This is a genomic window from Fictibacillus enclensis, from assembly GCF_030123385.1.
Lineage (GTDB): Bacteria > Bacillota > Bacilli > Bacillales > Fictibacillaceae > Fictibacillus_C > Fictibacillus_C enclensis.
This window is the reverse complement of the sequence record NZ_CP126109.1, coordinates 3,115,340-3,127,513: the sequence shown is the minus strand read 5'-3', so window position 1 is coordinate 3,127,513 and position 12,174 is coordinate 3,115,340. Positions and strand designations below refer to the sequence as shown.

General features: G+C 40.3%; 14 protein-coding genes. 9 read left to right on the top strand and 5 right to left on the bottom strand.

Going from position 1 to position 12,174, the window contains the following annotated elements; translation table 11 throughout:
* Positions 1–188 precede the first annotated feature (188 nt).
* Positions 189–401 (top strand): hypothetical protein, encoded by a 213-nt coding sequence (locus QNH15_RS16495; protein WP_061972765.1) that lies wholly within the window; start codon positions 189–191, stop codon positions 399–401.
* Here QNH15_RS16495 and QNH15_RS16490 read toward each other — a convergent pair.
* The gene (locus tag QNH15_RS16490; RefSeq protein ID WP_283889365.1) at positions 398–709 is read right to left on the bottom strand and encodes an IclR family transcriptional regulator domain-containing protein; all 312 of its coding nucleotides are present in this window, start codon (positions 707–709) and stop codon (positions 398–400) included. The genes QNH15_RS16495 and QNH15_RS16490 overlap by 4 nt on opposite strands.
* A 160-nt stretch (positions 710–869) precedes the next feature.
* Here QNH15_RS16490 and QNH15_RS16485 point away from each other — a divergent pair, with 160 nt between their 5' ends.
* A complete protein-coding gene (locus tag QNH15_RS16485) occupies positions 870–1,709 on the top strand; it encodes an aldo/keto reductase (RefSeq protein WP_061972771.1) in 840 nt (279 codons plus the stop codon).
* A gap of 27 nt (positions 1,710–1,736) precedes the next feature.
* Here the strand turns inward: QNH15_RS16485 and QNH15_RS16480 are convergent, their stop codons facing one another.
* Complete coding sequence (locus tag QNH15_RS16480; protein WP_283889364.1) at positions 1,737–1,889, bottom strand: hypothetical protein; 153 nt, start codon at positions 1,887–1,889, stop codon at positions 1,737–1,739.
* 13 nt (positions 1,890–1,902) lie between these two features.
* Positions 1,903–2,823, bottom strand: a complete 921-nt coding sequence (locus tag QNH15_RS16475; protein WP_283889363.1) for a cation diffusion facilitator family transporter — start codon at positions 2,821–2,823, stop codon at positions 1,903–1,905.
* A 284-nt stretch (positions 2,824–3,107) separates the two neighbouring features.
* Between QNH15_RS16475 and QNH15_RS16470 the strand changes: the two genes are divergently transcribed.
* The 5 genes from QNH15_RS16470 (at position 3,108) to QNH15_RS16450 (ending at position 8,449) form a co-directional block, all read left to right on the top strand.
* Positions 3,108–3,431, top strand: a complete 324-nt coding sequence (locus tag QNH15_RS16470; protein WP_061972775.1) for an ArsR/SmtB family transcription factor — start codon at positions 3,108–3,110, stop codon at positions 3,429–3,431.
* A gap of 121 nt (positions 3,432–3,552) precedes the next feature.
* Positions 3,553–5,913: a heavy metal translocating P-type ATPase gene (locus QNH15_RS16465; protein WP_283889362.1), complete on the top strand. Its 2,361-nt coding sequence runs from the start codon at positions 3,553–3,555 to the stop codon at positions 5,911–5,913.
* A 132-nt stretch (positions 5,914–6,045) separates the two neighbouring features.
* On the top strand, positions 6,046–6,672 hold the full coding sequence (locus QNH15_RS16460) for a zinc dependent phospholipase C family protein (RefSeq protein WP_283889361.1): 627 nt from the start codon (positions 6,046–6,048) through the stop codon (positions 6,670–6,672).
* Between the two features lie 489 nt (positions 6,673–7,161).
* Positions 7,162–7,392, top strand: a complete 231-nt coding sequence (locus QNH15_RS16455; protein ID WP_061972779.1) for a hypothetical protein — start codon at positions 7,162–7,164, stop codon at positions 7,390–7,392.
* 856 nt (positions 7,393–8,248) lie between these two features.
* Positions 8,249–8,449, top strand: a complete 201-nt coding sequence (locus QNH15_RS16450) for a cold-shock protein (protein WP_026694123.1) — start codon at positions 8,249–8,251, stop codon at positions 8,447–8,449.
* A 381-nt stretch (positions 8,450–8,830) separates the two neighbouring features.
* Here the strand turns inward: QNH15_RS16450 and QNH15_RS16445 are convergent, their stop codons facing one another.
* A complete protein-coding gene (locus QNH15_RS16445) occupies positions 8,831–9,457 on the bottom strand; it encodes a WD40/YVTN/BNR-like repeat-containing protein (protein WP_283889360.1) in 627 nt (208 codons plus the stop codon).
* A gap of 127 nt (positions 9,458–9,584) precedes the next feature.
* On the opposite strand from QNH15_RS16445, the gene QNH15_RS16440 reads away from it, so the two are divergent.
* Both QNH15_RS16440 and QNH15_RS16435 read left to right on the top strand, forming a co-directional pair.
* Positions 9,585–10,442 (top strand): sensor histidine kinase, encoded by an 858-nt coding sequence (locus QNH15_RS16440; RefSeq protein WP_283889359.1) that lies wholly within the window; start codon positions 9,585–9,587, stop codon positions 10,440–10,442.
* Positions 10,408–11,049: a response regulator gene (locus QNH15_RS16435; RefSeq protein ID WP_283889358.1), complete on the top strand. Its 642-nt coding sequence runs from the start codon at positions 10,408–10,410 to the stop codon at positions 11,047–11,049. The genes QNH15_RS16440 and QNH15_RS16435 overlap by 35 nt, the downstream gene beginning before the upstream one ends.
* Positions 11,050–11,082: 33 nt before the next feature.
* Here QNH15_RS16435 and QNH15_RS16430 read toward each other — a convergent pair whose 3' ends face one another.
* Positions 11,083–12,042: an SCO family protein gene (locus tag QNH15_RS16430; protein WP_283889357.1), complete on the bottom strand. Its 960-nt coding sequence runs from the start codon at positions 12,040–12,042 to the stop codon at positions 11,083–11,085.
* Positions 12,043–12,174: the final 132 nt, after the last annotated feature.

Sequence of the window (12,174 nt, the reverse complement as noted above, 5' to 3'; positions counted from 1 at the left end):
TGCGGCCTTTTCTCTCGTTTGCTTTTAACTTTCGTGGATGGTTTCCATTCGGATCTATCAAAATAAGGACTTTTAGTCAGTAAGGGATTCCTAATCAGGAATTCCTCTTTTTGTATGTGAGGTGTCTATACCATTTTTAGTATTTGTACATAAAATAAACAGACACACATACAGAAAGGGAGAACAGCATGAAAGACTCATCGTACCTGCCTTTTTGTGCGGAGGATTTCCTGCAAAATGTTCAAGCCGGGGATACTCACTTTTTTGTCTTCCGGGGCTCAACCGTCCCGGTGAGGTTGTCATTTATTTCGTATAATTCAGTGACGAACTGCATGACGGCTTCCCTTGAAGAGGGTAGAAATCTTACGTTTGATTGCAAGTATGTTGCTGCAGTCTTCTAAAAACCTCCCAGATTCCTAGAAAGATAGGACGCTGGAGGTTTTTCTGATTTAACAAATATCCTTATTTCATTCATTTTATTGAAAATAACACCTGGAAATTCCACAATGAAAGCGCTTATTGTTTGATTGCTTTCGATTTTATCGATGTAAATGACTTCACCATGATCTTCAATACATAAATGAACCGTTTCATTAATTTCTTTACACAGCTTTTCCAGGTATGGTTGGGAGATTTGAATTCCTTCTGGATATTCGGAAAGTTTGTTTAATAGTGTGAGAGCTCGTTCCAGTGATTGGACATTTGACATGTACTCTACCTCTTGTATGCTTTTGTCTAAATCATACGGCATGAAAATTATTTTATAAAATGCCCTTTCGTACAAAGAAGCAGGAGGATATGGGATTAAGACAAGAGAAAAAGTGGTATGTACTTATAGCAAGCAATTACGACAATAGGAGGAATAAAAGATGGCAACCAGTTTAAAAGATACAACAACACTACATAACGGCGTGAAAATGCCGCGCTTTGGGTTGGGTGTTTTTAAAGTAAAAGAAGGAGAAGAAGTAATCGAGTCTGTAAAAGCTGCGATAAAAAACGGATACATCAGTATTGATACGGCAGCGATTTACGGGAACGAAGAGGGAGTGGGGCAGGCGATCAGAGAGTCCGGAGTTTCCCGTGAAGACCTATTCATCACAACAAAGCTATGGAACAGTGAGCAAGGATACGAATCTACATTAAAGGCGTTCGAAACAAGCATGGAAAAACTTGGCCTGGAATATCTGGACCTCTATCTCATTCACTGGCCTGGAAAAGACAAATATAAAGAGACATGGAGAGCGTTTGAGAAGCTGTACAATGATGGCAAAATTCGGGCCATCGGCGTAAGTAACTTCCAGGTTCACCATTTGGAGGACTTGATGAGTTCCTGTGAAATTAAACCAATGGTCAACCAGGTGGAATACCATCCGCATCTTACCCAAAAAGAGCTGCATGCGTTCTGCAAAAATAATGAAATCCAATTGGAAGCCTGGTCACCGCTTAAGCAGGGACAGCTGCTGGAAGATCCTACATTAAAAGAAATTGCCGATAAGCACAATAAAACGGTAGCACAGGTGATTTTGCGGTGGGATCTTCAAAATGAAGTGGTAACCATTCCAAAATCAACAAAAGAGCATCGTATTATTGAAAATGCTGATGTGTTCAATTTTGAATTAAGCAGTGAGGATATGGAGCGTATCGACGGATTGAACCAGGATAGCCGAGCCGGTTCTCATCCGGACAGCATGACAGTTGGTTTTGAATAAAACGTGTAAAGGATGACCATTTAACGGTCATCCTTTTTGGTGTTCTTTTAGTTTAAAGTGCCTTTTTACACATTCGAGTGTTTGCTCGATTGTGAATGTCCCATCCATGGTAATCGTATTTAAATTCAGCAGATCCGCTTCTTTTTTCATCTCTTGTGAAAACCGAAAATCCTTTTGCATTGAGCCCTCGCATTTACTCGCAGGAAGGATTCATTGTGCAATCAGTATCCGAAAGATCAATCTGAATGGTTGTATGCTCAATATGAAATTGTTCCTTCAGCAGCTGATTCGCCTTTTTAAGCAAGGTTTGCTGATGATCCTCTGCGTCGGCCACCAGGTGACAGCTTAAGGCAGGAAAATCCGAAGAGATCGACCATACATGAAGATCATGGACCTGTTTCACTTCAGGGATGGAAAGCAACGCCTGTTTGATCTCCTTAAAGTTCACATTTTGAGGAGTGCCTTCCATTAAAATATGAACAGATTCTTTGGTCACCCTCCAGCCGCTGATAAGAACCAGAATGGCTACAATAATACTTGCGATAGGATCTGCCAGATTCCAGTTGAAAAACATGATGACAAGGGCAGCGGCAATTGCGCCAACGGATCCAAGCATATCCCCAAGGACGTGCAAAAAAGCACTTTTCACATTGAGATTTTCATCCTTGTCACCTTTCATTAAGATGTAGGCAGCGACAATGTTTACCATTAAACCAATAATCGAAATAATGAGCATCCCCTTACTAATGACTGAAGGGGGATTTAAGATGCGCTGATAGGATTCCCAAAAGATATAAAGGGCGATCGCTAACAGAGCAATGCCATTGATAAAGGCGGCTAAAATTTCAAAGCGGCGATAACCATAGGTTTTGGATTGGGAGGATGATTTTTGGCCATAAGTCAATGCCAGGTAACTTAATCCAAGAGCAGCCGCATCACTTAACATATGTCCTGCGTCAGATAATAAAGCCAAACTGTTGGTAATAATGCCACCGGCAATTTCCACGAGCATGTAGGCTGCAATTAGAAAAAACGCCCATTTCAATGCTCTTTTATTGTTTGTACCATGATGATGATGCCCATGAGATTCACCGTGACCGTGAGAATGCGCCATAAATGCTCAACTCCTTTTTGAATATATATATATATGAATATATGCTCATATATATTGTATAAGAACATTCTCCGACGTGCAATGATTTTCCTTTATTTTGTATACTTTTCCCTGGCACTCTATTATTACCCGAAATTATTCTAATGAAATACGGAATAGAAGCGTAAATTATTCATTATAGTTAAAGAAAAGAGAATTCGATTCAGCATTTACAGAAGCATAACCTTCGTTTAGAATATGAGTAATTATTCATATAGGGTTTAGTGGTAAGGAGTTGATATTAAATGGATGAACACGAAAAAGCAATTATTGAAAGTGAACAATTAGATGAAGAAACTCTTTTTGTCGCATCTCAAACCTTCAAGGCGCTGTCAGATCCGACGCGAATCCGAATCCTTCATCTTTTATCTCATAAAGAATCATCTGTAAATGAAATTGCTGAAAAGCTCTCACTTTTACAATCTACGGTTTCTCATCAATTGCGTTTTTTAAAAAATCTTCGCCTTGTTAAATTCAGAAGAGCAGGAACGACCCTGTTTTATTCGATTGATGATAATCATGTGATTACGTTATTAAATCAAGCAATACATCATGCATGCCATGATTGATTATGAATTTAACATGTTGCGTTGACACTTTTCGTGGTGCGAACATATAATGATTTATATATGAATTTCTGCTCATATAAGCATAGATGAAAAGATTCACGGCCAGAGAGGAGAGAACCTGGTGACTGATCAACAAAGAGAATTTTTATTGGATGGCTTGGATTGTGCAAATTGTGCCTCCAAGATCGAAGATGGTGTTCGGGAACTTGAAGGGGTATCATCCTGCAGCGTAAATTTTGTAACCAAAACATTAAGAATGGAAACCGAACAGGGGAGGGACATCACCGTAATTGAAAATACAAGAGAATTGATTCAATCGATTGAGCCGCATATAAAAGTACTTGACCAGCCAAATACAAGGCAAAATTCTGCCATGAGTTTCTATTTGGAAGGCTTGGACTGTGCCAACTGTGCAGCAAAAATAGAGAAGGAAGCAGCCGGGCTGACAGGTATAAGTCTTTCAAGTATGGATTTCGTTTCCAAAACCTTACGTATAAAAACGGATCCTTCCACTACGGAAAAAGATCTGTCAGCTAAAATTGTGGAAATCGTAAAGCGTCTTGAACCTGGAGTAAAGGTGACACAGCAACCCCGTCACATCAATAGCGAGCCATCACAAAATGATGGAAATAAAAACTCAGTGATGTTAACACGGATTGGTGTGGGAGCCGTCTTAACGGCAGTTGCTGCGTTTGCGCCTCTAAACTATTGGTTGGAGTTTTCCCTTTTTCTTGTCGCCTACTTAATTGTAGGCGGGGAGATCCTGCCAAAAGCTGTCCGAAATATAGTTCGGGGGCAGGTGTTTGACGAGAACTTCCTAATGTCACTTGCGACAGTTGGTGCATTCGCAGTTGGACAGTTCCCCGAAGGAGTAGCTGTCATGCTGTTTTACCAAGTGGGTGAATGGTTTCAGAGCTTAGCGGTCAACCGTTCAAGGAAATCAATACGTGCCTTGATGGACATCCGGCCGGACTATGCCAATCGTAAAGTGGGGAGCAGGACAGAGCGTGTATCGCCTGATGACGTAAGAATAAGTGACATAATTATTATCAAACCGGGAGAAAAGGTTCCTTTGGACGGTAAAATCGTTGAAGGAGTATCCATGGTGGATACTTCGGCGTTGACCGGCGAATCCGTACCCAGGAAAGTGAAGCCTGGCAGTGACCTGTTAAGCGGTACGATCAATAAAAACGGAGTACTTACTGTAGAAGTAACCAAGGAATTTGAAGACTCCACCGTATCCAAAATTTTGGACCTTGTTCAAAATGCAAGCAGCAAAAAGGCACCGACTGAAAATTTCATTACAAAATTTGCGAGGTATTACACTCCAGTTGTGGTCATTACAGCTGCGGTTTTGGCGTTTCTGCCGCCGCTCCTTATTCAGAGTGCATCATTTTCAGAATGGATTTACAGGGCATTGGTCTTTTTGGTCATTTCCTGTCCTTGTGCGCTTGTTGTTTCCATTCCCCTCAGCTTTTTTGGCGGGGTGGGAGGAGCTTCAAAAACGGGCATTCTTATTAAAGGAAGCAATTATCTTGAAGCGTTGAATGATGTGAAATATGTCCTGTTTGATAAAACAGGTACGCTGACAAAAGGTGTCTTTGATGTAACACGTATTCACTCGGATAATGGGTTTTCATCGGATGAATTGCTTTATTATGTTGCCATGGCAGAAGCGCATTCCAATCATCCCATTGCCGTTTCCGTACGTTCCGCCTTTGGTAAAGAGATTCAGGCCGATCAAGTAGGAGAATATAACGAAATTTCCGGGCATGGCATTAGGGCAACAGTAGATGGAAAAGAAGTGCTCGCCGGAAATGAAAAATTAATGAATCAAGAAAAAATAGCTTATGAGAAACATGAGGCAGAAGGTACCGTCGTCCATGTGGCTGTTAATCGGACATATGCCGGGCACCTGGTTATTTCAGATGAAGTAAAAGAAGATGCAGCATCGGCTATTGCGCAGCTGAAAGAGCTTGGAATAAAAAAAACGGTGATGCTGACTGGAGACTCCAAAGCCGTTGGTGAACGTGTGGGGCATCAATTAGGGTTAGATGAGGTTCATGCAGAACTGCTTCCTCATGAAAAAGTGGAACAAGTTGAAAAATGGGATGGCAATAAGTCTAAAAATGAAAAGCTGATATTCGTGGGGGATGGCATTAATGATACTCCTGTATTAGCCAGAGCCGATATCGGAATGGCAATGGGTGGATTAGGGTCAGATGCGGCTATCGAAGCTGCTGACGTGGTCATAATGACGGATGAACCTTCCAAAATCCCTGAAGCCATAAAAATTGCAAAACGAACAAGAAAAATCGTTTGGCAAAATATTATTTTTGCCTTAGGGGTAAAAGCGGTCTTTCTCTCATTGGGGGCCTTTGGAATTGCCACCATGTGGGAAGCGGTTTTCTCGGATGTCGGTGTAACTCTGATTGCCGTTTTAAACGCCATGCGAGTATTGAATGTTAAAACAAGAGCATAAAAGAAAAACAGCCTGCCAAATTTTTGGCAGGTTGTTTATTATTACAGTTGCTTTTCATTAAGATGTGAATAGTATAGAGATATATTAAATTTCTTACAAATTCATTGATTCGACAGGCTGGATGTAGTATTGTTGATTCAACCTATTTCTTCAATAAGAAAGGACTGTTCTGATCTGTTTGCTTATTCGCATAAAGTGATGGCGCACCACATTCAATCACATGTCAGAGAAAGCGTTCAGTATGATTTAAATAAGTCTACGTTTACCTGGGCCAACATGAAACCCGATTTCATTCCGGAACTTGCAAAACGAAAGCATTATATAGAAGAAAGCTTTAAATTTGTTGTTGATAAAATTGTGGGTCTGCTGGACATTCCCGCATCCGATCTGCTGGATAAACAAAAGCGGAGATGGCTTGAAATCGAAATGGGTGTAATTTGCCATTTCGTTACGGATTTCTTCTGTGTTCCACATAACCAGCGCTGGGAATTTAAGCATGCCATGATTCCCCATGTGAAGTATGAAAGAGCTTTGGATAAAAAGGCCAGGGTGCTCAACAGTATAAACTGCTTAACACTGCCCGAGATCAAAGAGCATTCCAAGGAAAGCGTTACGTTTTTCCTTGAAGAGCTGCTCTGTGAGTATGAACAAAAAAAGGATTATAAACGGGATATGGTTTATTCCATCAGTGTCTGCAGTGCGATCTGTACATTTATCCTGGAAAAGATTTATTTGAATGACTTTGGCAAAACGGCATAAGATAACCAAACTCCAAGCGGATTCGGCGGAATTCCCTTGGAGTTTTGTTTCAGGTAAATGAAAGGGAGGATGGAGATGGTGAATATGAAAATAGATGAATCTCCTATACTGTTCCTGATTCGTGTCCATATGGAATGGCAGGTGGTAAAAAAGGAGAAATATGGTTTACACAGCATAAAGCAAACTTTATCAGCAGTATAAACAAAGAAGGAACCATCACTTCGCACCCAATTCCAACACTACAAGCGGGTGTCCCCATACGTGAGTGGAGGAAAACAAATATCGTCGCAAGCAAGTTTGGCTAACATAGGAGGTCGATGTCTCATCAAATTAATACAAAAATAGAGCATGAACAAAATGAGGAAAAATTTAACTACGTATGGTAACAATAATGATAGTGTCCTGGTTTTCCCTCATTTAAAAGGTTATTTTGTTTCACGTTGTAGGGTCATATTAAGATAAAGAGAGTGAGAGGAAGAGGAGGATGTTATGAACAAGTGTAACATGGATCACTCAAAAGATGATGTCAAACGTAAATACGAGGCACGGAAGGAAGAACTTCCAGAAGATATTTGTGGGTTATTTGATGATTTTTTAAACAGGAATAACTCACAACCCACCTTAAATGAGATGTTTCATCTTCTCAAAAAATATGATTTAGTTGATGAATTGGAAAGATTAGAACGAAATAGAAAAATGAGATCGTTACTTCTTAAATAGGGATGTAATAAGACTTCCTATTACAGGGGTGCTGACAATTCAATAGGCATTTTAGAACTTGTGTCGATCTTTCGACATAAGTTCTCTTTTTAATGTGGAATTTTTATGATAGGAAGAATAGAAGAATCGGTCTAAATCGTTTTTCGGAATATGCCCCCTTAAATGATTATAATTTCACGTACCGTAATTTTATCAAAAAAAATGAATTTTCTATTCACGTTCTATACCTGCCCATTGTTATTAAGCGAAGGAACTTTCTGCCTGCAAAAGAATGCCCTTGTGTGAGGTGAAAACGCTCACTGTGTTTTTAATGAGCAATGTGAAAAGAGATGGCTGCTTGTTTTAGCTTCATGGTCCATCGTCAACCTATACCAACGCCACAAATCCAGCAAACATATATATCAAAGAGCTTTAGAAACAGTATTTAAAACATCTATAAGTACCTAATACTTTTACCTGTGTATACAATTGTGTTTTAGTAAACAAAAGTATGATGTATGAAAAAGGAAAAAGAAGGGGAATATAATTTTTGCGTTGGATAGGAAGAACCCTCTTTAGATGTAAGGGAACAATTTTGTTATTTAAAACATCGAGAAAGCTCCATCTTTTTAGATACCAGGGCTCTTCTCTTCCCTCAATTAGAGAAGAGGTTAAACAAAGGTCGTACTTCAGGTTGGTTTTAAATATTATTTATTTTCTTAAAATTTTGCTTTCTCTTCTATTTTCTGTTAAAATAAAAAAGGATTATTTTTGTTCGGTGTAAAAGAAGTTTAAGAATTCGATTTTTCATCTTGATGATCACTTTGGGCAAGGATAGTAACATTTTGTGTGTTTAACGCACTAGGAGGAAATAATTATGGAACAAGGTACAGTTAAATGGTTTAATGCAGAAAAAGGTTTCGGATTTATCGAACGCGAAGGTGGAGAGGACGTATTTGTTCATTTCTCCGCTATCCAATCTGAAGGTTTCAAATCATTAGACGAAGGTCAAAAAGTTACTTTTGACGTTGAGCAAGGTGCTCGTGGACCTCAAGCAGCAAACGTTCAAAAAGCATAATAATTATTTATTTTATAATAAAACAGGTCCTTTTTAAAAGGGCCTGTTTTTTTGATTTCTAAAAAAAGCGCAATAAAAAACCCGCTCAACGCAAGAGCAGGTAAATGGTACAAGTAAGTAAATGGTTTAAATAAGTATAGCATAGTGATTTAAGATTTCCTAATTTTTTCTAAAAAAGGGTATCAAGAAATTTAAGATACTGTATCAACAAGAATATGCTTGTCAAAATCAATAATTATTAAATGCACTGGCATGTTTAACTGGTACAATCCAATATTATTGAAGGCATAGTAGCTTCCCGGGTCATTTGGGTCAGATGCCAGTGCTGCCAGATAGGCCCCTTAGCAATCCAATCCATCACTGAGTTCCTCCCATTTTTCATCACCATTTTTTCGGTATATGGTAGAAAAAAGCGAAGCGTGATGCCCCGGTAGATGGGCTGGCGGCCGCAGCAACAAGCTTTTCATCCGGATCATCGTGGTGTATGACCATATTGTAAAGGTAAGGATGTTTTTCCAGTCCTTCACTGTCGTAATTCCAGGTTTCGCCCTCATCATGGCTTTCAGCATAAGAATGGCCTTTTATCATAAAACTGTCTCCACAAGCTGCAAATAAGGTTCCCGGTTGATTTGGATGGGCGAGAAGAGTGTGTGCATCCAATGGGCTGCCGAACGGACGGTTCTTCCATGTATAACCCCCGTCAAATGAGCGGATTACGGCTCCAAACTCAATGGAAACCGAAACAGCTGAAGGATCGGAATAGCTTAGCGTAATCCAGCGCACATGGCTCGTGTACGGCCGGGGAGGAAACTGCCAATTGACTTTGGATTGTAAATTTTGAACCGACTGACATTCACGCCAGGATTCACCTTTGTCTTCCGAATAATAAACCGCGGATGGCTCAGTTCCGGTCCAGACGATTCCTTCTTTTTCAGGTTGAGGGACAACAAACGTGACATGGGCAGAGCGAATTCCTTTCCCTTGATCAGAGTGATGATAGGAAGTCACTTTTCCAATAGCGGTTGAGTCAAAAATGATAGATTCACAAATCCCTCAAAATAGGGATACACAGTTGTGTTTTTTTTATGGCAAGATAGTGGAAGACAATCAATTATTCATCGGGGTGGGGGATAGGATGACATACAAACAAATTAAATGGCTTATTTTAATGCTGCCCACGCTTTCGATCGGTGCCTGGGAGTATTTGCGGCACACCTTATTAATGCCTTACATGTCAATGGAAATGGGGAACTTTTTATCACCCCTCATTGTTTTTGGAGTAACTGTAATCTTTGTGGTTAATCTGTTCAACCGGCTTGAAAAGATCCAATCCGAATTGAATGAAGAGCGGTCACAGAAAACAGCGCTGCAGGAACGGGCAAAAATGGCACGTGAACTGCACGACGGAATGGCGCAATCGCTGTTTCTTTTGTCCATTAAGATTAACAAGCTGGGCAGGCAGGCGAACCTTGCTCACAATCCTCATTTTATAAAAATGAAACAAACGCTGCATCATATTCATGAAGATACGAGGCAGGCAATCAATAATTTGCGGTCACCGCTTGTGGAAACCAATTTCAATTGGACAGAAGCATTGTTGAAATACATCAGTGAGGTTGAAAAGGAACACCAACTGCAGGTGGAGCTGAACTGGAAGATTGACGAATTGCTGCTTTCCACAAAAGAAAAGGTCGAGTTGTTCGCCTGCATAAAAGAAACATTGATCAATGCCATTAAGCATGCAAGTTCAAAACAAGTGTGGATGACGGCAGAAGAACATCCTGAAGGATGGCTGCTGACCATTCGAAACCAAACCGAACGGACATCCTTGCCAGAAGCGTCACAAGGCTATGGACTTCAAATTTTAAAGGACAGAGCGGCCGCCATGAGCTGTTTATTGGATGTATCTATTGAACATGGTGAGATGTGTGTTTCTTTTTGTAAAGGAGTGTTAAAGAATGACAGAGCCAATTCGTCTGCTGCTGGTGGATGATCATCAGCATGCAAGGGAAGGAATTCAGGAATTACTTGAGGATTATGAGGAATTTGAGATTATAGGTGAAGCGACTAATGGCCTTGAAGCCATTGAAATGACAGAAGCCTTACAGCCGAACCTCATCCTTATGGATATTCGAATGCCGGTTATGGACGGGCTGGAAGCAACCAAAATGATTAAGTTTAAGTATCCTATGGTTAAGGTGGTGATCATGACGGTATCGGATGACATCACGGACCTTTTTGAAGCGATTAAAAGAGGCGCACAAGGCTACTTATTGAAAAACTTGGATGCGAATGAGTGGTACAGTTATTTGCGGGCCTTTGCGGTCGACGAAGCTCCCATGTCCCAAAATATGGCGACCCGTATCCTGAATGAGTTTACGAATACCCGGAAAGAGAAAAAGCCAACACCGTTATCCGATCGTGAATTGGAAGTGTTACAGCTGGTTGCTCAAGGGAAATCAAATCGTGAAATTGCCAAGGCTTTTTTCATTTCAGAGCATACCGTTAAAAGTCATTTGAAAAATATATTAAATAAACTTCATCTTGATAACCGTGTGCAGCTGACGAGCTATGCCTACAGCAAGGGATGGATTGAATAGAACAAAAAAAATCAGACACTGTGTCTGATTTTTTTAATTCACCATGAATTCTTTTTTCGGCATCGTGTGCATGCCACGTGCTGTCACATGGGAAATGACCACGTATTTTCCCGGTTTTAAATCATGCGTTTTCATAGAATAGATACCGTTCTCGGCCTCTTTTATTTCAATCTTCTGGTGCTTTTTCCCGCCTGATCGCCATAGTTCAAAAAGAACTTCATCCGCATCATTAACCGGCTTTCCATTTTGACTTACGGCTGCCTGAATTGTAGGAGTATCTTTCTCTGAAATCGTTAGTTCTACTTTCACCGGTTCTATTTCATCTGCATTTTCCTCTTTTTGGGTGTGATGATCGTTTTTTGCCTGGTCTGCTGCCGCTTTCGTATCCTTCACGATTTGGTCAAAGGGGACATTTTGAACCCCGTCATACCTTTTTAATACATTCCCTTTTGAGTTGACCAGGTAAAAGGAGGTCCCGTGGGTGAATTGATCCGATGTCGGATCTGCCGTAACCGCAGCTTTGAATGAATCTCTGGCGAAGTTTTCAATTTCCTTTTGTGAATATCCGGTTAAAAAATGCCAATTGGTGAAATCACTATCAAATTTCTTTCCGAATGCCCGTAATTGTTTGGGAGTGTCCCTTTTGGGATCCACACTGAACGAAACGATGTCTGCAGTTATTTTCTCCTTTGCCAGCATATCCTGCAGCTTGGTCATATGGGCAGTCATTGGAGGGCAAACCGTTTCACAATTGGTAAATATAAAGTTGGCCAGCCAAACCTTTCCTTCTAGTTGGTTCAAGGAAAATGGCTTTCCTTTTTCATCGGTATATGTAAATGAACCTACCTTCCAATTTAATGAATCGTTTGCTTTTACTTCCTTACTCTTATCCATTTCCATATTCATATCATCATGATTATCCTGGCTGCTGCATGAGGCAAGCAATAAGGTTAGGAGCGCAGACAACAGGCATGCAATCCTTCTTTTTTTCAAAATTAATCCCCCTCTTTCCCAAACACATGAATCTATCATTTCATAACCCGGTGTCAGTGTGTATCCCTCTTTCGGATGAAATTAACAATTTTTCTCACGGGAATGAAGGGGATAAGAAAAAAAGACGCGCTT

Excerpts from the sequence above, each read along its gene's own strand:
- QNH15_RS16490 (WP_283889365.1), bottom strand. The coding sequence starts at position 709 with ATGTCAAATGTCCAATCACTGGAACGAGCTCTCACACTATTAAACAAA.
- QNH15_RS16440 (WP_283889359.1), top strand. The coding sequence starts at position 9,585 with ATGACATACAAACAAATTAAATGGCTTATTTTAATGCTGCCCACGCTT.
- QNH15_RS16450 (WP_026694123.1), top strand. The coding sequence starts at position 8,249 with ATGGAACAAGGTACAGTTAAATGGTTTAATGCAGAAAAAGGTTTCGGA.
- QNH15_RS16485 (WP_061972771.1), top strand. The coding sequence starts at position 870 with ATGGCAACCAGTTTAAAAGATACAACAACACTACATAACGGCGTGAAA.
- QNH15_RS16480 (WP_283889364.1), bottom strand. The coding sequence starts at position 1,889 with ATGCAAAAGGATTTTCGGTTTTCACAAGAGATGAAAAAAGAAGCGGAT.
- QNH15_RS16435 (WP_283889358.1), top strand. The coding sequence starts at position 10,408 with ATGACAGAGCCAATTCGTCTGCTGCTGGTGGATGATCATCAGCATGCA.
- QNH15_RS16475 (WP_283889363.1), bottom strand. The coding sequence starts at position 2,823 with ATGGCGCATTCTCACGGTCACGGTGAATCTCATGGGCATCATCATCAT.
- QNH15_RS16495 (WP_061972765.1), top strand. The coding sequence starts at position 189 with ATGAAAGACTCATCGTACCTGCCTTTTTGTGCGGAGGATTTCCTGCAA.
- QNH15_RS16470 (WP_061972775.1), top strand. The coding sequence starts at position 3,108 with ATGGATGAACACGAAAAAGCAATTATTGAAAGTGAACAATTAGATGAA.
- QNH15_RS16455 (WP_061972779.1), top strand. The coding sequence starts at position 7,162 with ATGAACAAGTGTAACATGGATCACTCAAAAGATGATGTCAAACGTAAA.